This is a genomic window from Neisseria zoodegmatis (genome assembly GCF_900187305.1).
GTDB classification, from domain to species: Bacteria; Pseudomonadota; Gammaproteobacteria; order Burkholderiales; family Neisseriaceae; genus Neisseria; species Neisseria zoodegmatis.
Map to the genome: position 1 here is coordinate 954894 of NZ_LT906434.1, position 19236 is coordinate 974129.

The following is a 19236-nucleotide window of genomic DNA, read 5'->3' on the forward strand; positions in this document are numbered from 1 at the left end:
AAAAAATCCATTAAATTATTTTGTATTAGAACAAAACGGATTTTGTATTGTGGAATTAAAACCTAAAGGAAGCACCGCTGTCAATATCGCCCAATCCATCAGCTGCCTGATACGCGAAGAAGTGTGGCCTGCGGGATACCGTTTGCCTACCGTGCGCAGTTTGGCCGAAGATTTGGGCGTGAATCCCAATACCGTATCCGCGGCCTACAAGCAGCTTCGCGATGCCGGCATCATTACCACCGACGGGCGGCGCGGCAGTTTTGTGCCGGAGAAAACCGAAATCCTGCACACCGAAAGCGCCGTGCCTAAAGGCTTGGTGGATTTGGCTTCAGGGAATGTCGACCGCAGGTTGCTGCCCGAGCTGCCGCCTTCGTTGCTGGACGGCTACCATTTGGCAACCGACGTCGGCGGCAGGGGCGACAATCCCGAGTTGATGGCGCATATCAAACATTGGCTGCGTGACAACACCGGCATTGAAAGCAGCGAGATAGTGTTGTTTTCCGGCAGCTTGGACATTATGGAACGCGCCCTCAGCCAGCGGTGTATGCCCGGAGCCAAAGTGTTGGTGGAAAGCCCTTGCTGGCTGCCGTTGCTGGCCTTGCTGTCGAACCTGCGCCTCGAAGCCGTCCCCGCCGAATTGGACGAAGAAGGCGCGCTGGTGCCGGAGCATGATGACTGCTTAAGCGGTGTGTCTGCGGTTATCTTAACGGCGCGAGCACACAGCCCGACGGGGATTTGTTACAGCCGCCGCCGCTGGCAGGAATGGCAGCGGGCGTTGTCGCAACATAATGCGCTGCTGATTGTGGACGACCATTGGGGCGCGCTCAGCCGCCATCCGTTTCACGGTATGCAAGGTTTTGATAACGAATGGATTTACAGTACATCGACCAGCAAATTTCTCGGCACCGATGCGCGGATTGCCGTGGCGGCGGGCAACGGCCACACTTTAAACGCCATGAAAAAACGCTTTTCGCTGGGGCCGCGTTGGATCAGCAAACTCTTGCAGCATGTTACTTTGCAACTGTGGCGGCAGCTCGGTTCAGACGGCCTCAAGGCTATTGCAGACAGCTATCACGCACGCCGTTGCCGTTTAATCGAAAGCCTGCAAAAACACGGCATCCGCGTGCCCGGAAGCGGCGGGGAAGGCCAGCATATCTGGCTGCCTGTGCATAACGAAGCGCAAGTGATTCAGTTTTTGGCGGCCAAAGGCTGGGCGGTGCAAAGCGGTGCGGCGTGCAATCTTTCCAAGCAGCCCGCCGTGCGCATTACCATCGGCAATTTAAGTTTGGAGGATTGCGATACATTGGCCGACGATATCGCCGACACGCTGGCCGCCGGCGGCAGAAGCCTGTATTGAATTGTCGGTTGATAAAGTTGGTTTGCCGTTGCCTGAATAACGGTACAATACACCGCCTGACAAACGCGCCGTGTTTCGGCGGTTTTCAGTTTCAGACTAAAACCTACACAAGCCGCAAATCCCTATCCACAAAAATATGTCTAAAAAAATTCTGATTATTTCGCCGAGCTGGATCGGCGATTGCGTGATGACCCAGCCGCTGTACCGGCGTTTGCACGAGCTGAACCCCGGCGCCACGATCGACGTGTTTGCGCCGAAATGGTCGTTGGCGGTGTTCGAGTGCATGCCCGAGGTGAACGACATTATTGAAAACCCATTCGGACACGGCGCTTTGCAACTCAAAAAACGCATTCAAACGGGCAGGGCATTGGGCAAGCGCGGCTATGATCAGGTGATTGTGCTGCCCGGTTCGCTCAAGTCGGCGCTGATTGCCGCGGCTACCGGCATCAAAAAGCGCACCGGTTATGTGGGGGAATCGCGTTACCTGCTGCTCAACGATATCCGCAAGCTCGACAAACAGGCGCTGCCTTTGATGGTGGACCGCTACACCGCGCTGGCGCATCCTTCTCAAGCCGATTTCAACGGCCATTCCGACCATCCTCTTTTCAGCATCAAGCCCGAAAGCCGCCGCGCCGCTTTGGCCGCGCACGGTCTGAACACCGAAAAGCCTGTGCTGGCGTTTTGCCCCGGAGCGGAATTCGGTCCGGCCAAACGCTGGCCCGCGCGCCATTTTGCCGAACTCGCCCGCCGTTATCAGGCGCAAGGTTGGCAGATTTGGCTGTTTGGTTCGCAAAAAGATTTTGATATTGCGGAAGAAATCAATACGCTTTCAGACGGCCTGTGTGTCAATTTGTGCGGCAAAACCAGTTTGTCGGAAGCGATAGATTTGCTCGGATGTGCCGACGCAGTAGTGTGCAACGACAGCGGCCTGATGCACTTGGCCGCCGCGTTGGGGCGCAAACTGGTGGCGGTTTACGGCTCTTCCAGCGCCGACCATACGCCGCCGCTCAGCAAGCAGGCCGCCATAGTGAGTTTGAATTTGGACTGTTCGCCGTGCTTTCAGCGTGAATGTCCGTTGGGGCATATGGATTGTTTGAACAAGCTAACGCCCGACCGCGTGCAGCAGGCATTGGAAAGTTTGTAAATAAAGTTTGAGGCCGTCTGAAAAAATCCCGCAGTTTCTTGTAACAAGAGCTGCGGGATTTTTTCAGACGGCCTTTATCAGACCAAAAAAGCAGGGTGCGAAAAAACCTTATTCCTGCTTGCCGAATTCTTTTTCAACCGCTGCGCGCACTTTGTCGGCAGAGGCTTCGATGTCGGTTTGGCTGACGGTGTGGCCGGTTTCAACCGCTTCAGCAGCCACGGGCGCGGCGGGCTCGGTTGCGGGATGGTGTGCGGTTGCTGCCACCTCTTGTACCGCTTTGACTTCGGCAGCTTGGGGAACAGATTCGGTGTGCGGCGCAGCGGGCGCGGTCAGCGGCAGGCGTGCCAAAATGGTGCTGGTGCCGCTTACTTTGTCGCCGATGGCCACTTGCGCCTGTGCGTCCAACGGCAGATATACGTCAACACGCGAACCGAAGCGGATAAAGCCGTAACGCTCGCCGCGGCGCAGCGTGTCGCCCACGCGGGTGTAGCACAAGATACGGCGTGCCACCAAGCCGGCCACCTGCACGAAAGTTACTTCACGGCCGCTGCGGGTGGTGGCCAATACCGCGTTGCGTTCGTTTTCGGTGCTGGCTTTGTCGAGCGCGGCATTTAAAAATTTGCCGGGGTTGTATTCCACCGCTGTAACCGTGCCGTCGATGGGAGAGCGTTGGGAGTGTACGTTAAACACATTCATAAATACGCTGATTTTCAACGATTCGACTTGGCGGTAGGGGTCGGTAGCGCGTTCAACCACCACGATGCGGCCGTCCACAGGGCTTAACACCGCATCTTCGTCTTGAGGGGTAGGGCGCGCGGGGTCGCGGAAAAACTGCAATGCGAAAACGGTAAACACCCAGAAAGGCAGCGACCACCAACCTGCCGACACCGTAACCAGAATGCTGATGATCAAACCGCCGACGATAAACGGCCAGCCTTCGCGGGCAATAATCGGATGAGGGTAAAAACTGGGCATGGCGTTTCCTTTTGTGCAAATGAAAATATCTCTCGAATTATAGCCGATAACCGCGGGTAAAGGGCAAAGCAGACGGTGGGCGCAGGTGCATAGGCCGTCTGAAAAACATATCGGACTTAGGGCGGGCAAGGATGCCTTCCCTACTATATAATTGCGTTTTAACACATAATCGGTTAACCGATGGCCTGCGGTATGCGTGCCGGCACCGGTTGCGGGCGCGGTTTCCGGCGGAACGCGCGCCAAGCAGACGGTGGGCGCGGCAAAGGTTTCAGGCCGTCTGAAAGGCTTTTTTTATCATGCAACCACCCTCTAACGAACCGGTACGCCTCTCCAAACGCATGGCCGAGTTGGGCTTGTGTTCCCGCCGCGAAGCCGACAGCTACATCGAGCAAGGCTGGGTCAAAGTCAACGGGCAAACCGCCGTACTCGGTCAAAAAGTGACCGCCGCCGACCGCATCGACCTCAACAAACAGGCGCACGAAAAGCAGGCGCAGCGGGTAACGATTCTGCTCAACAAGCCGGTGGGTTATGTAAGCGCACAGGCCGAAAAAGGCTATAAATCGGCCGCCGAACTGATTACGCCCGAAAACCATTGGGAAGGCGACACCAGCCGCATCGAGTTCAGCGAAAAACACCGCTTCGGGCTGGCACCGGCGGGGCGTTTGGACATTGATTCGGTAGGCTTGCTGGTGTTGACGCAAGACGGCCGCATCGCCAAACAGCTCATCGGCGAGAACAGCAGCAGCGAAAAAGAATACCTCGTGCGCGTGCGCGGCAAGTTGAGCGACGAAGGTTTGAAACTGCTCAATCACGGCTTGAGCCTCGACGGCGAAAAGCTCAAGCCTGCGCAAGTGGAATGGCAAAATGAAGACCAACTGCGCTTTGTGTTGAAACAAGGCAAAAAACGCCAAATCCGCCGCATGTGCGAATTAGTCGGCCTGCGCGTTACCGGCCTGAAACGCATCCGCATGGGCAAAGTGAAATTGGGCCGCCTGCCGCCGGGAAAATGGCGTTATCTGCGCCATGACGAGCAGTTTTGATTGAGCCTGACAACCGTGCAATATCCGCGCGGCAAGCCTTGTGAGATTTGAGGCCGTCTGAAAGCGCGTTTTGCGGGTTTTGAACGCAAATATTGCGGCATGATTGCTGATTTTGCACAGAGTTCGGTTTGATTATTCAATATGTTGTCGGATGTGAAACATTAAAAAGAAGCCGTCTGAAAGTTTTTTCAGACGGCCTCTTAACTTGTATTGATACGGAAGTGATTATTCGGCTTCTTCTTCGTCGCCGTAATATTTCACACCGATTTTAATCGGCGGACGGCCTTGCGATTTACGCCAATGGTTGGTATCGCGCAACGAATACGCACAACCGCAGTATTCCTGCTGGTAGAAATGTTCGCGCTTGCTGATTTCGATCATGCGTGCGCTGCCGCCGCCTTTGCGCCAGTTGAAATCCCAATACACCACATCATCGTAAGGGGCGACGGCGCGGTGGCCGCAGTCGTTGATTTGGTTCATGTTTTTCCAGCGCGAGATGCCCAAAGAGCTGGTGAGCACGGGAAAGCCGTGTTCGTGGGCATAAAGGGCGGCGCGCTCGAAACGCATGTCGAAACACATGGTGCAGCGGCGGCCGCGTTCGGGATCCATCTCCATACCTTTGGCGCGCTCGAACCAGTTGTCTACATCGTAATCCGCGTCGATAAAAGGAATATTGTGTTTCTCGGCAAACGCGATGTTTTCGTTTTTGCGGATTTCGTATTCTTTTTTCGGATGGATGTTGGGGTTGTAGAAAAAGATAGTGAAATCAATGCCGCTGGCGAGCATGGCCTCCATCACTTCGCCGGAACAGGGGGCGCAGCAGGAATGCAGCAGCACTTTTTTCTCGCCGCCGGGCGGGTTCAGCACGGGGCGGTCGATGGGGGTAACTTCGGGTTTGTCGTTCATAATGTGGTCTGCCAAAAAAGGTTTCAGACGGCCTTTAATCATGAGGCCGTCTGAAAATATAGTTGATTTGGCGTGTATTTTAGCAGAACGCAGGCCGGCGTGTCAGGCCGTCTGAAATATGGCCGTCTGAAAGATAAGGTTATTGGGTATAATATCCGCTTTCTTTTTCAACGCGCTCCGTTCACATGATTTATCCGTGGCATCAAACCCAATGGCAGCAAATCGCCGCGCACCGGCAAAGCCTGCCCAACGCATGGCTGTTTACCGGCAAGGAAAACACCGGCAAAACCGCGTTTGCCCGCCACACCGCGCAAGCCTTGCTGTGCGAACAACCCGATGCGGCAGGCGGGCCGTGCGGCGTTTGCCCGTCGTGCCATTTGTTCGGGCAAAACAGCCATCCCGATTTTTACGAGCTGACGCCGGAAATCCCCGAAGGCGAGGCGGTGGGGCGCAAGCTGTTGCAGATTAAAATCGATGCCGTGCGCGATATTGTCGACAACATTCATTTAACTTCCGTGCGCGGCGGCAGGCGGATTGTGTTGGTGCATCCGGCCGAAAGCATGAATCTTCAGGCGGCCAACGGATTGCTGAAAGTGTTGGAAGAGCCGCCTGAAAACGTGGTGTTTCTGCTGGTAACGCACGCGCGCGACAAATTGCTGCCCACCATCAAAAGCCGCTGCCGCCAAATGGTGCTGCCCGCGCCGTCGCACGAAGAAGCTCTGCAATATTTGCAGGAACGCGGCACCGAACACGCCGAAGCGCTGCTGGCTTTTCACGGCGGCGCGCCGCTGTTTGAACACACGCCCGAATTGGACGACTTGCGCGAAGAGCTGCTCGACCTGCTCGCCGCCCCGCGCCTGCTGGCGATTCTCGATTACGCCGCCGCGTTCGACAAACACAAGCAGCCGCTGGCGGTTTTTCTCGACTGGCTGCACAAATGGCTGCTGGATGTGGGTTTGGCGCAACAGCATATGCCGCCGCTGTATTACCCCGAATACGCAGCCGTGCTGGAAAAAACGGGCGCGAAAACTTCTCCGGCGGCATTGTTTGCACTAATAGGCCGTCTGAACCGCTTAAGCCCTTACGGACACCACACCTTGAGTGTTAAAATGCAGCTCGAATACTTACTCACTGAATATCTTAACTTTTGGCAAAACAAATAAATAAGGGAAAATTATGAATTCTGCAAAAGACCTGCCGGGCAAAATGATGACTTTGCAATTAAAAGAAAAAGTGGCGCTCTACAACTGCTATATGCCGTTCTTGGAACACGGCGGCCTGTTTGTGCCGACTGACGATGCGTTTTCGTTGGGCGAAGAAGTGCTGCTGGCGTTGGAATTGACCAACCACCCCGGCAAAAAATTCCTGCGCACCCAAGTCGCTTGGATCAACCCCGCGCGCACGTCGGTAAACCGCCCCAAAGGTGTGGGCTTGGCTTTCAGCGACGACGAAATCTGCATCCAAACCAAAAACCTGATCGAAGCCGAATTGGGTTCCAGCATCCGCAGCGACCGCGCTACTTTTACGCTGTAAACAAGATGCTAAGGCCGGGCAGAGTTTCCGGCTTTTTCAATGGTAGCGCTTGGGCAAACTTAACGATGCCGTCTGAAAACAAAGATTCAGACGGCCTCAAACTTATCTGAACGCACCGTATTGTTTTCCGTTAAAACGGAGTGCATTTCAAAAACACCGGTTTCGTTTTTCTCTTCAAATATCCTTTTTCATACGATGGTTATGTCTGCATCTTCCTTCTCCGAACGCCTTATCCGCTGGCAAAAAACGCACGGCCGCCACCATCTGCCGTGGCAGGTTCGCCATGCCTACAACGTGTGGCTGTCGGAAATCATGTTGCAGCAAACGCAAGTCACCACCGTATTGGATTATTACCCCCGCTTTATCGCCCGATTCCCCACCGTTCAAAGCCTTGCCGAAGCCGGGCAAGACGAAGTATTGAGCTTGTGGGCGGGCCTAGGTTATTACACCCGCGCGCGCAACCTGCATAAAGCCGCGCAGCAGGTGGTAAACGATTTCGGCGGCGTGTTCCCCGAAAGCCGCGAAGGGTTGGAAAAACTGTGCGGCGTGGGCCGAAGCACCGCCGCCGCCATTGCCGCATTTGCCTTTCTCCGGCGCGAAACCATCTTAGACGGCAATGTCAAACGCGTTTTGTGCCGCGTGTTTGCGCGCGACGGCAATCCGGCCGACAAAAAATTTGAAAACGAACTGTGGGCATTGGCCGAAAGCCTGCTGCCGGAACGGCGCGAAGACATGCCCGCTTACACGCAAGGTCTGATGGACTTGGGCGCAACCGTGTGCAAACGCACCAAACCCTTATGCGGCGAATGTCCGATGGAAAGCATGTGCGAGGCCAAAGCCCAAAACCGCATTGCCGAGCTGCCACGGAAAAAAACGCCGCCGCAAGTGCACACCTTGCCGCTGTATTGGCTGATGCTGCGCAATCAAAACGGCGGCGTATGGCTGGAAAAGCGCCCGCAAAAAGGCATTTGGGGCGGCCTGTATTGCGTGCCTTGTTTTGAAACGCTGGCCGAACTGCACCGCCGCGCGGAACATTTTTCCGTTTTTTCAGACGGCCTCGAAGAAGCTGCGCCCGTAACCCACCGCCTCACCCACCGCTTGCTGTTGATTACGCCGTTTACCGCCGTTGCCGATGTGAAGGTGCCGTCTGAAAACGGTTCAGACGGCCTTTGGGTAGCCGAAAAAGATTTGCAGAGCTACGGTTTGCCTAAGCCTTTGGAAAACTATTTTGCCGGCGGTTCGCGGCGTTGAGATTGAAAAGCGGGGCGCGCAGCTGGTTTTCGATTAAAAAGTGCTGTTGAATTGCCTTGCGTTTTGCTTGTGCCGGATTCAGAGCAGGGCGGGCATGAGATTTAACGGCTGATTAACCGTAAGCTCGGTAAGGCCGTCTGAAACTTTGTGGTATGGCTGCTGCGGCTTCCGCTTAAATTCTTCAAGCGTAAAAACAGCTCGGCCGCGCGTGCAGATATCCGCCTGTGAATATTCTGAAAAAGTTTTTGCCACCACTATTTTTACATTTTCAAATTGTTCGATTTTGTTTATTGTTTTTTCGAAATAAAACATTTTTACAGTATTTCTCTATTTATATTTTCCAAACAGAACATTTTATCGGCTGCGCATGTTCAAAACAGCAGCCTCAAACTTCACGTCTATTTGCCAGCAATCCCGTTTACTGATAGGATTTCGCATTAAGTAACATATATTCAAACGCAGTTTTTCACTCTGTTTAAATATCAATAAAGCATTAATATGCTAACGCTTTTATTAGTGCATTGAATATTAAGAAGTATGTATTGCTGGTATCTTGGCCGGACGCTGAAAAGCAAGAAAGCCGGGCAGGTTTCATAAACGAAAATAGAAGAGGCCGTCTGAACAGGCTGATTCTGAAACTCAACAGAAGGGATAGATTATGTCGACCCAAATCCAAGACGCTGATCCGATTGAAACCCAGGAATGGCTGGACGCGTTAAGCTCAGTATTGGAAGCCGAAGGCGAAAGCCGCGCACATTTCCTGCTGGAACAATTGGTGAAATATACCCGCCGCCGCGGCGTGCACATGCCGTTTGACGCGACCACCGCTTACTTGAACACCATTCCGGTGGGCAAAGAGCAAAAATCGCCGGGCAACCATGAATTGGAACACCGCATCCGTTCGATCATCCGCTGGAACGCAGCCGCTATGGTATTGCGTGCAGGTAAAAAAGATCTGGAGTTGGGCGGTCATATCGCTTCTTTCCAATCCGCAGCCACTTTGTACGACGTCGGCTTCAACCACTTCTGGAAAGCCAAAGGCGACGGCGAAGAGGGCGATATGGTATTTATCCAAGGCCACTCAGCCCCCGGTATTTATGCCCGTGCTTTCGTTGAAGGCCGTCTGACCGAAGAGCAGCTCGACAACTTCCGCCAAGAAGTGGACGGCAAAGGCCTGTCTTCTTACCCGCACCCCCACCTGATGCCCGATTTCTGGCAGTTCCCCACCGTATCTATGGGTTTGGGCCCGTTGATGGCCATTTACCAAGCCCGCTTCCTGAAATATCTGGAATCACGCGGCCTGACCAAAACCAAAGGCCGCAAAGTATGGGTATTCTGCGGCGACGGCGAAATGGACGAACCGGAAAGCCAAGGCGCAATTTCACTGGCCGCCCGCGAAGGTTTGGACAACCTGATTTTCGTGATTAACTGTAACCTGCAACGCTTGGACGGCCCGGTACGCGGTAACGGCAAAATCATTCAAGAATTGGAAGGCAACTTCCGCGGCGCCGGTTGGAACGTATTGAAAGTGATTTGGGGCAGCCGCTGGGATGCGCTGCTGGCCAACGATACTAACAACGCCCTGAAACAGCGCATGAACGAGTGTTTGGACGGCGACTACCAAACCTACAAATCCAAAGACGGCGCGTATGTGCGCGAGCACTTCTTCAACACGCCCGAACTGAAAGCCATGGTAGCCAATATGTCTGACGCCGAAATTTGGGCGTTGAACCGAGGCGGCCACGACCCGCATAAAGTATATGCAGCCTATTACGAAGCCACCCATAACGCCAACGGCCGTCCGACCGTGATTTTGGCCAAAACCATTAAAGGTTACGGCATGGGTTCTGCCGGCGAAGGTCAAAACGTTGCCCACCAAGCCAAAAAAATGGATGTGGAATCACTCAAAAAATTCCGTACCCGTTTCGGCATTCCGGTAAGCGACGAGCAAATCGAAAGCGGCGATTTGCCTTACTACCGCTTCCCCGAAGACAGCGAAGAAATGAAATACCTGCGCGAACGCCGCAACGCTTTGGGCGGATACCTGCCGCAACGCAACCCCAACAACGAAGCATTGCCCGTGCCCGAACTGAGCGCTTTTGACGCACAGCTGCAAACCAGTGGCGACCGCGAGTTCTCTACCACCATGGCATTCGTGCGTATCCTTTCTACCTTGCTGAAAGACAAACAAATCGGCAAACGCATCGTACCTATCGTACCCGACGAAAGCCGCACCTTCGGTATGGAAGGTATGTTCCGCCAATACGGTATTTGGAATCCGAAAGGCCAACAATACACCCCGCAAGATAAAGACCAGCTGATGTTCTATAAAGAATCTACCGACGGTCAGATGTTGCAGGAAGGTATTAACGAGCCGGGAGCGATGGCCGACTGGATTGCCGCGGCAACCAGCTATGCCAACAACCGTTACGCCATGATTCCGTTCTACATTTACTACTCAATGTTCGGTTTCCAACGCGTAGGCGATTTGGCTTGGGCGGCGGGCGACATGCACGCACGCGGCTTCTTGGTAGGCGGTACCGCAGGCCGCACCACGCTGAACGGCGAAGGCTTGCAGCACGAAGACGGCCACAGCCATGTTCAGGCCGATTTGATTCCGAATTGCCTGTCTTACGACCCGACTTTCCAATATGAGTTGGCCGTGATTATTCAAGACGGTTTGCGCCGCATGTATGTGGAACAAGAAGACGTGTTCTACTACCTGACCGTGATGAACGAAAACTACGCACATCCTGCCATGCCGCAACGCAAAGGCATCGAAGAAGAAATTCTGAAAGGTATGTATTTGTTCCGCGAAGGTGCGAAGAGCGACAAGAAAGTACAATTGATGGGTTCGGGCGTGATTTTGAACGAAGTCATCAAAGCCGCCGACATGCTGAAAGCCGATTTCGGCGTAGAAGCCGACGTTTGGGCCGTACCGTCGTTCAATATGCTCTACCGCGATGCCATCGAAGTGGAACGCTACAACCGCCTGCACCCGATGGAAGAAAACAAATTGCCGTTTGTAGCCCAACAGTTGCAAGGCCATGAAGGCCCCGTGGTTGCTTCTACCGACTACATCCGCAATTTCGCCGACCGCATCCGCGCCCACATCCCCAACGATTACCACGTTTTGGGTACCGACGGCTTCGGTCGCAGCGATTCACGCGCCAACCTGCGCGATTTCTTCGAGGTAGACAGCCGCCACGTTGTCGTTACCGCCCTGAACGCATTGGCCGAGCAAGGCAAAATTGAAAAAGTGGTGGTGCAGCAAGCCATCGAAAAATACGGCATCAAAACCGATACCGCGCCGAGCTGGAAGCGTTAATGATATTTTCAGACGGCCTCGAAACGATAGAGGCCGTCTGAAAGATACTTTTCGCTTTGCAAATAGATTTTAGTTTTAAACAAAACAACATGCCGCAGCAGTTGGTTGTTGCGGTTGTTAAAGGAAAAAACGATGAGTCAAATCGTAGAAATCAAAGTGCCCGATATCGGCGGCCATGACAATGTAGATGTGATTGCCGTTGAAGTGAAAGCGGGCGATACCATCGCAGTCGACGATACCCTGATTACGTTGGAAACCGATAAAGCCACTATGGACGTACCTGCCGATGCGGCCGGTGTCGTGAAAGAAGTAAAAGTGAACGTGGGCGACAAGGTTTCCGAAGGCAGCGTGATTGTGCTGGTAGAAGCAGCCGGTGCGGCAGCAGAAGCAGCCCCTGCTGCAGAAGCCGCTCCTGCCGCCGCAGAAAAACAGGCCGAACAGGCTCCCGCTCCGGAGCAAACCGCACCCGCAGCCGCGCCGGCCGCAGGCGGTGCAACCGTTAAAGTGGAAGTGCCCGATATCGGCGGCCACGACAATGTGGACGTGATTGCCGTAGAAATCAAAGTAGGCGATACCGTATCGGAAGACGATACCCTGATTACTTTGGAAACCGACAAAGCCACTATGGATGTGCCCAGCACCGCTGCCGGCGTAGTGAAAGCCGTGTATGTGAAAGTGGGTGACAAAGTTTCGCAAGGTACGCAAATTATCGAAGTGGAAACCGCAGGCGGTGCCGCTGCCGCTGCCGCACCGGTTCAAGAAGTGAAAGCCGAAGCACCCGCAGCCGCTCCCGCACAACAAGCCGCTCCGGCTCCTGCCGCGCCTAAAGCCGATGCCGCTCCGGTTGCCGCATTCGGCAACACGCCGGTAAACGAAGCGGCATTTGCCAAAGCCCATGCCGGCCCGTCTGCACGCAAACTGGCGCGCGAATTGGGTGTGGATTTGAGTTTGGTAAAAGGTACGGGCTTGAAAGGCCGTATCGTCGGCGAAGACATCAAAGCCTTCGTTAAAGCCGCCATGCAGGGCGGTGCGGGCAAAGCTGCGCCTGCTGCTGCAACCGCTTCATTGGGCGGCGGTTTGGACTTGCTGCCGTGGCCGAAAGTCGATTTCAGCAAGTTCGGCGAAATCGAAGTGAAAGAACTTTCCCGCATTAAGAAAATTTCCGGTCAAAACCTGTCGCGCAACTGGGTGGTTATCCCGCACGTTACCGTGAACGACGAAGCCGATATGACCGAGCTGGAAGAGTTCCGCAAAACGTTGAACAAAGAATGGGAGCGCGAAGGTGTGAAACTGTCGCCGCTGGCGTTCATTATCAAAGCTTCCGTAACCGCATTGAAAGCCTTCCCCGAGTTCAATTCTTCTCTCGACGGCGAAAACCTGATTCTGAAGAAATACTACAATATCGGCTTTGCCGCCGACACGCCCAACGGTTTGGTTGTGCCGGTGATTAAAGATGTCGATAAGAAAGGCTTGAAAGAAATTTCCCAAGAGCTGACCGAATTGAGCAAAAAAGCCCGCGAAGGCAAACTCAAGCCCAACGAAATGCAAGGCGCCTGCTTTACTATTTCCAGCTTGGGCGGCATCGGCGGTACAAGCTTTACGCCGATTGTGAACGCACCCGAAGTGGCCATTTTGGGCGTGTGCAAATCACAAATGAAACCGGTATGGAACGGCTCGGCCTTTGAACCGCGCCTGATGTGCCCGTTGAGCCTGTCGTTCGACCACCGCGTGATCGACGGTGCGGCCGGTATGCGCTTTACCGTGTATCTGGCGAACCTGTTGAAAGACTTCCGCCGCGTAGTGCTGTAAGGCTTTTCAGACGGCCTTTGGCAATCAGAGGCCGTCTGAAACAAGATTTAATGAAAGCAGTATGTATAAAGCTGCTTTACTGAAAGGTTTAACAATGAGCTTGATTGAACTCAAGGTTCCCGATATCGGCGGCCACGAAAACGTGGATATCATCGCCGTGGAAATCAAAGCAGGCGATACCGTGGCGCTTGAAGATACGTTGGTTACTTTGGAAACCGACAAAGCGACTATGGACGTACCCGCCGAAGCTGCCGGCGTGGTTAAAGAAGTAAAAGTCAAAGTAGGCGACAAAATTTCCGAAGGCGGCGTGATTGCCGTGATTGAAGCCGCCGGTGCCGCAGCTGAAGCACCGAAAGCCGAATCAGCCCCTGCGCCCGTGAAAGAAGAAGCGCCCAAAGCGGCTGCGCCCGCACCGCAAGCCGCCCAATTCAGCGGTTCTGCCGATGCCGAATACGACGTAGTGGTGTTGGGCGGCGGCCCGGGCGGTTACTCTGCTGCTTTTGCCGCAGCAGATGAAGGTTTGAAAGTGGCTATTGTCGAACGCTACGCTACTTTGGGCGGTGTGTGTCTGAACGTGGGCTGTATTCCTTCCAAAGCCTTGCTGCACAACGCCGCTGTGATTGACGAAGTGCGTCATTTGGCTGAGAACGGCATCAAATATCCCGAGCCTGAGCTGGATATCGACATGCTGCGCGCCTACAAAGAAAAAGTGATCGGCAAGCTGACCGGCGGTTTGGCCGGTATGGCTAAAATGCGTAAAGTGGATGTTATCCGCGGTAACGGACAGTTTGTCGGCCCGAACCATATGGAAGTGGCCTTGACTTCCGGCGAAGGTAAAGAAGAAACCGGCGAGAAGAAAACCGTTGCATTCAAAAACGCCATCATCGCAGCGGGCAGCCGCGTGGTGAACCTGCCGTTTATTCCTGAAGACCCGCGCATCATCGACTCTACCGGTGCGCTGGCCTTGAAAGAAGTGCCGGGCAAAATGCTGATTATCGGCGGCGGTATTATCGGTTTGGAAATGGGTACGGTGTACAGCACGCTGGGTACGCGCTTGGACGTTGTGGAAATGATGGACGGCTTGATGCAGGGTGCCGACCGTGATTTGGTTAAAGTGTGGCAAAAGCAAAACGAATACCGTTTCGACAATATTATGGTCAACACCAAAACCGTTGCCGTTGAGCCGAAAGAAGACGGTATTTACGTTACTTTTGAAGGTGCCAACGCGCCCAAAGAGCCGCAACGCTACGATACCGTATTGGTTGCCGCAGGCCGTGCGCCTAACGGTAAGCTGATCGGTGCCGAAAAAGCCGGTGTTGCCGTAACCGACCGCGGCTTTATCGAAGTGGACAAGCAGCAGCGTACCAATGTGCCGCACATTTACGCCATCGGCGATATCGTCGGCCAGCCCATGTTGGCGCATAAAGCCGTGCACGAAGGCCATGTTGCCGCTGAAAACTGTGCAGGCCATAAAGCCTATTTCGATGCACGCGTGATTCCGGGTGTAGCCTACACCGCGCCCGAAGTGGCTTGGGTGGGTGTAACCGAAACTTCTGCCAAAGAGCACGGCATTAAAATCACTAAAGCCAATTTCCCATGGGCGGCTTCGGGTCGTGCGATTGCCAACGGTTGCGACCAAGGCTTTACCAAGCTGATTTTTGACGCGGAAAGCGGCAAAATCATCGGCGGCGGTATCGTCGGCCCCAACGGCGGCGATATGATCGGCGAAATTTGCTTGGCGATTGAAATGGGTTGCGATGCGGCGGACATCGGCAAAACCATCCACCCGCACCCGACGCTGGGCGAAAGCATCGGCATGGCTGCGGAAGTGGCTTTGGGCACATGTACCGACCTGCCTCCGCAACGTAAGAAGTAAGCTGAACTCATTTTATTGAGACAAAGGCCGTCTGAAATTTTTCAGACGGCCTTTTGGTATGCTGAATGTGGGGCAGATCAATTTCAACGCGAAGTTTGCTTGCGGACTATATCAAAATTTTTAATACTGTTACCCGAATCCTGCGAAAGGTTAGGCCGTCTGAAAAATTTCAGACGGCCTTTGTACTTTCATAAGCACCCGATACGCTCAGGTTTTAAGAATAATCAAACAAATCCGGCTGTTTGTGTTCGCTGGTTACGCGCACGTCGGTTTCGCCGTCGGCAAAGGTAATGTGCAGCTTCTGGCCTTGCTTCAAAGCATGGGCGCTGCGGATGACTTGGCCGCGGCTGTTTTTAACCACGCTGAAGCCGCGTTCCAAAATGTGCTGCGGCGACACGGCTTCGAGCAGGGCGGCCTGTTTCTCGAGGCGTTGGCGGTACAGCGCGAACAAAGACAAACGGCTTTGCTGTAAGGCCGTCTGAAAACGCATTACGTCTCGTTTGGACGCCGAAATATCGGGGCGCAGATGGGCGAGGGTTTGCTGCTGGCGGGCGAGCTTCTGCACATTGAAGCGATGGTTGTTTTGCATGGAAAAGCGCAGCGATTGTTGCAAGGCGGCAAGTTGGTTGCGTTGTTCGTTCAGCTTTTGCTGCGGGTGGCGGATTTGGCGGGCGAACCAATCGACGCGCTGGCAGGCATCGTAATATCGTTGTTCCAACACGGTTTTCAGACGGCCTTGTGCCTGCGCGAGTTTGTGTAGCGATTCCAAGCGGTTGGGGCTGACCAGTTCCGCTGCACCCGTGGGCGTAGGCGCGCGCACGTCGGCGACAAAATCCGCCAGCGTGAAATCGGTTTCGTGCCCGACACCGCTGACCACGGGAATTTCGCACGCTTCAATCGCCCGCACCACAGGCTCTTCGTTAAACGCCCACAAATCTTCGATGCTGCCACCGCCGCGGCACACGATTAGAACGTCTGCTTCGGCACGCGCAGAGGCCGTCTGAATCGCTTGGGCGATCTGAAATTCGCTGCCCGCGCCTTGTACGGCGGTCGGGTACACAATCACAGGGATTTCCGGCGCACGGCGTTTCAACGTGCTGACCACGTCGCGCAAAGCTGCCGCGGCAAGGCTGGTTACGATGCCGATGGTGCGCGGATGGGCGGGCAGCGGTTTTTTGCGTTCCGCCGCAAACACGCCCTCGGCCTGCAATTGGGCTTTCAGCTTTTCATAGGCTTCGTAAAGCTGCCCCAAACCTTTCAAGCGCACTTCGTTTACGGTGATTTGAAACTCGCCGCGCGCTTCGTAAATGCTGATTTTGCCGGCCAGCTCGATGTGGTCGCCTTCTTTCAGCGGTGCAGCCAATTTAGCTGCCGTGCCTTTAAACATGGCGCAGCGCACTTGGGCACGGCTGTCTTTGAGCGAAAAATAGTAATGTCCGCTGGCTGCGCGGGTAAGGTTGGACACTTCGCCCGCTATCCACAGTCCGAACAGGTTGTCTTCCAGCAGGCTTCTGGCTAAGGCGTTGAGTTCGGAAACGGAAATGGCGGCAGGGGCGAAGAGTTCGGACATGGTTGACGGATAAAAACTTTGAAAAGTCGGAATTATAAAGGGCGAACGGCGCGGTAGGGGAGATTTTCAGCGTTTGTACAGGCATAAAGGCAGGGGCTGTGTTTGATTTGCTTGGGCGGCTTGGAAATTTGGGAGAAAAGCTGCGTTTCAGCAGGCGGAAATACAGGAAGCCGCCAGTTATCCGGCTTGTTTGTTTTTCACACTCGATGTTAATATTCACGGCATAAAACTTCATAAAAACATGCGCTTTGTGTTTCGAGCGTATAACGTCTTGCCCGCACAACATTTTATTCATCATCAATAAGAAAAGGTTGTGTATGTCTGCAAAAGAAAATCCCCCTATTAAACGCCCTAATTATTTTTTATGGACTTCGCTGCTGGTCGGCCTGATGGCTTTGACTGCGGTTATCAAGCCCACGCTGCTGACCGGTACGATTGCCGATATCGGTAAGTTTTTCTACTTGAAATTCGACTGGCTGATTATGTGGCTGCCGCTGCTGGCCTGCGGTGTGGGCTTGGCGGTGGCGCTGTCGCCGCGTTTCGGCAATATCCGCTTGGGCGGCCAAGACGCGGTGCCGGAATATTCGTTTTTCTCGTGGATGAACATGCTGTTTACCGCGGGTATCGGCGTGGGCATTGTGTTTTTCGGGCCGATTGAGGCTTTGTGGCACTACTTCCATTCGCCCATCGGCGTGAAGGCGGAAGGGCTGACCGATTCGCAACGGGTGGAAAATGCGATGAGCTTGGCGCTGCACGTGTGGGGCATTCCCGCGTGGTCGCTGTACATGATTGCCGGTTTGGTAATGGCTTATTTTGCTTACCAGCATAAAACCGAATGTACGCCCGCGGCACCGCTGCAATATGCGTTTAAACATAAAAAGTGGGCAAGGCCGCTCGGTGGCATCGTGACGGCGATGGCGATTTTGGCGATTGCGATGTCGGTGTCTTCTTCGATTGCGATGGCAACGGCGCAGATTGCTTCGGGGTTGGGCATCATTACGGGAGGGTCGTTCAACAATATCGCTTGGAAAACGGTGGTATTGGTGGTGCTGGCGGCGCTTTACACTTCGGGTGCGGTGCTGCCGATTAATAAGGGCATGAAATTTCTCGGCGACTGGACGGTTTATTTGTCGATTGTGTTGCTGATGTTTGTGTTTTTGGTTGGCCCGACCCATTATTTTTTAAGCACGATGGTGGTTTCCATCGGCAATATTCTGACCAAAACGGTGCATCATTCCTTTCAGCTGTATATGTTTCACAATCGCGATTGGGTGGTGTGGTATCCGATGGCGTATTGGGTGTGGTGGGTAACTTGGGCGCCTTTTGTGGGCGTGTTTTTGGCCAAAATTTCCAGAGGCCGCACGCTGCGCCAATTTGTATTTGCATCGGTAATGGTGCCCGCCGGATTTATTGTGATTTGGTTTTCGGTGTTTTCGGGGTTCAGCCTGCTGGACACGATTGAAGGCACGGGGCGTTTGGCGGAAATCGGCAATAAGGGCGACTACGAAGGCGCGTTTTACTATTTGCTCAATATGCTGCCTTTGTCGGATTTCACCAAGCTGGTAACGGTTACGCTGTTTCTCGGTTTTATCGTGACAACCGTAACCAGCGCGGCGATTTCGTTGGGTATTATGACCAGCAGCGACGGCCGCACTGAGAATAAATTCCGCGCGGTAGTGTGGAGTGTTTTTATGACGCTGATCAGCTACGCGGTGATTGTGACGGAAAAGATAGAAGGGATTAAGGCCGTTGGGTCGTTTTCGGGCTTCCCGTTTGTGTTTGTGATGTATCTGTGGTTTGCGGCTTTGTGGCGGCAGCTCAACCGCGACGTGCCGCGCCGGAAGGGAAAGGAGTAGCTTGTGAACAAGGAAATTTTTTATTGGAACCAAAGCACGCACGACAATATTGTGGAAACGGTGATGCTGCTGCTCACGGTGTTGTTTTTGTGTTATGTGGTCAAGCTGGCTTTTTTTGATAAAGACGAATAATTTGATAAGCCCTAAACATAAAGGCCGTCTGAAAACCTGCAAGCATCGTTTTCAGACGGCCTTATCCGTTAATCAATCGGATTAATCGGAAACTTTCGGCAAGTGCCTGCCTATCGGGAACAGACGTTTCTTTTTGATTTGGGCAACGTTGGAATAGATGGCCCATGCGGCCAAGCCTGCGTAGCCCAAAGTGGAAAGGATGCCGATCACGGCAAAAATGGGCATAAGACGTTCAATCATAACTTCTCCGGTAAATAAATGTTTATTTATGTGATTATTTGTATCTTTATTTTTATTTTAAATGAATGGAAACAACGCTAGTCGTTGCGTAATATTTTGATATTAAAAAACGTTAATGTCAATTCAAATTGATGCTTTTGTTTGTTGAGTTCCCTTATTGTTGTAAAAATATGTAATTAAAAGGTTAAGATTGTAGTTTGTTTGAATAGGGGTTGAGTA

The 19236-nt window shown here is 53.5% G+C and carries 16 protein-coding genes; 11 read left to right on the plus strand and 5 right to left on the minus strand.

Translation table 11 applies throughout. From position 1 onward, the window contains the following. Nucleotides 1–49 precede the first annotated feature (49 nt). Both CKV66_RS04420 and waaF read left to right on the plus strand, forming a co-directional pair. Complete coding sequence (locus CKV66_RS04420; RefSeq protein WP_231990520.1) at nt 50–1357, plus strand: aminotransferase class I/II-fold pyridoxal phosphate-dependent enzyme; 1308 nt, start codon at nt 50–52, stop codon at nt 1355–1357. Between the two features lie 136 nt (nt 1358–1493). Beyond that, nucleotides 1494–2501 carry a lipopolysaccharide heptosyltransferase II gene (waaF, locus tag CKV66_RS04425; protein ID WP_085364012.1) on the plus strand — a complete coding sequence of 336 codons (1008 nt, stop codon included), beginning with the start codon at nt 1494–1496 and terminating at the stop codon, nt 2499–2501. A 108-nt stretch (nt 2502–2609) separates the two neighbouring features. Here waaF and CKV66_RS04430 read toward each other — a convergent pair whose 3' ends face one another. Next, nucleotides 2610–3476: a phosphatidylserine decarboxylase gene (locus tag CKV66_RS04430; protein WP_085359659.1), complete on the minus strand. Its 867-nt coding sequence runs from the start codon at nt 3474–3476 to the stop codon at nt 2610–2612. 296 nt (nt 3477–3772) lie between these two features. Between CKV66_RS04430 and CKV66_RS04435 the strand changes: the two genes are divergently transcribed. Continuing rightward, a complete protein-coding gene (locus CKV66_RS04435; protein ID WP_085364011.1) occupies nt 3773–4516 on the plus strand; it encodes a pseudouridine synthase in 744 nt (247 codons plus the stop codon). A gap of 225 nt (nt 4517–4741) precedes the next feature. On the opposite strand, the gene CKV66_RS04440 is transcribed toward CKV66_RS04435, so the two are convergent. Beyond that, nucleotides 4742–5422: an epoxyqueuosine reductase QueH gene (locus tag CKV66_RS04440; RefSeq protein WP_085364054.1), complete on the minus strand. Its 681-nt coding sequence runs from the start codon at nt 5420–5422 to the stop codon at nt 4742–4744. A 185-nt stretch (nt 5423–5607) separates the two neighbouring features. Between CKV66_RS04440 and CKV66_RS04445 the strand changes: the two genes are divergently transcribed. The 3 genes from CKV66_RS04445 to mutY all read left to right on the plus strand — a co-directional run bounded on the left by CKV66_RS04445 (nt 5608) and on the right by mutY (nt 8206). After that, the gene (locus CKV66_RS04445; protein WP_085364010.1) at nt 5608–6585 is read left to right on the plus strand and encodes a DNA polymerase III subunit delta'; all 978 of its coding nucleotides are present in this window, start codon (nt 5608–5610) and stop codon (nt 6583–6585) included. 13 nt (nt 6586–6598) lie between these two features. Further along, nucleotides 6599–6955 (plus strand): PilZ domain-containing protein, encoded by a 357-nt coding sequence (locus CKV66_RS04450; protein WP_085364009.1) that lies wholly within the window; start codon nt 6599–6601, stop codon nt 6953–6955. Between the two features lie 201 nt (nt 6956–7156). Next, nucleotides 7157–8206, plus strand: coding sequence for an A/G-specific adenine glycosylase (mutY, locus tag CKV66_RS04455; RefSeq protein ID WP_408633885.1), 1050 nt, complete (start codon nt 7157–7159; stop codon nt 8204–8206). 78 nt (nt 8207–8284) lie between these two features. Here mutY and CKV66_RS04460 read toward each other — a convergent pair whose 3' ends face one another. Then, entirely contained in the window at nt 8285–8518 is a 234-nt protein-coding gene (locus CKV66_RS04460) for a hypothetical protein (RefSeq protein ID WP_085364007.1), read from the minus strand. A 346-nt stretch (nt 8519–8864) separates the two neighbouring features. Between CKV66_RS04460 and aceE the strand changes: the two genes are divergently transcribed. The 3 genes from aceE to lpdA all read left to right on the plus strand — a co-directional run bounded on the left by aceE (nt 8865) and on the right by lpdA (nt 15219). Further along, entirely contained in the window at nt 8865–11534 is a 2670-nt protein-coding gene (gene aceE, locus CKV66_RS04465) for a pyruvate dehydrogenase (acetyl-transferring), homodimeric type (RefSeq protein ID WP_085364006.1), read from the plus strand. A 132-nt stretch (nt 11535–11666) separates the two neighbouring features. Next, complete coding sequence (gene aceF / locus CKV66_RS04470) at nt 11667–13343, plus strand: dihydrolipoyllysine-residue acetyltransferase (RefSeq protein ID WP_085364005.1); 1677 nt, start codon at nt 11667–11669, stop codon at nt 13341–13343. A gap of 94 nt (nt 13344–13437) precedes the next feature. Further along, nucleotides 13438–15219: a dihydrolipoyl dehydrogenase gene (gene lpdA / locus CKV66_RS04475; RefSeq protein ID WP_085364053.1), complete on the plus strand. Its 1782-nt coding sequence runs from the start codon at nt 13438–13440 to the stop codon at nt 15217–15219. Between the two features lie 214 nt (nt 15220–15433). Here lpdA and xseA read toward each other — a convergent pair whose 3' ends face one another. Then, on the minus strand, nt 15434–16789 hold the full coding sequence (gene xseA / locus CKV66_RS04480) for an exodeoxyribonuclease VII large subunit (RefSeq protein WP_085364004.1): 1356 nt from the start codon (nt 16787–16789) through the stop codon (nt 15434–15436). A 317-nt stretch (nt 16790–17106) separates the two neighbouring features. On the opposite strand from xseA, the gene CKV66_RS04485 reads away from it, so the two are divergent. Both CKV66_RS04485 and CKV66_RS12745 read left to right on the plus strand, forming a co-directional pair. Beyond that, nucleotides 17107–18645: a BCCT family transporter gene (locus CKV66_RS04485; RefSeq protein WP_085364003.1), complete on the plus strand. Its 1539-nt coding sequence runs from the start codon at nt 17107–17109 to the stop codon at nt 18643–18645. Nucleotides 18646–18648: 3 nt separating this feature from the next. Next, the gene (locus tag CKV66_RS12745) at nt 18649–18777 is read left to right on the plus strand and encodes a hypothetical protein (protein ID WP_258553601.1); all 129 of its coding nucleotides are present in this window, start codon (nt 18649–18651) and stop codon (nt 18775–18777) included. Nucleotides 18778–18858: 81 nt separating this feature from the next. Here the strand turns inward: CKV66_RS12745 and CKV66_RS12285 are convergent, their stop codons facing one another. Next, nucleotides 18859–19017 (minus strand): hypothetical protein, encoded by a 159-nt coding sequence (locus CKV66_RS12285; RefSeq protein WP_169709797.1) that lies wholly within the window; start codon nt 19015–19017, stop codon nt 18859–18861. Nucleotides 19018–19236: the final 219 nt, after the last annotated feature.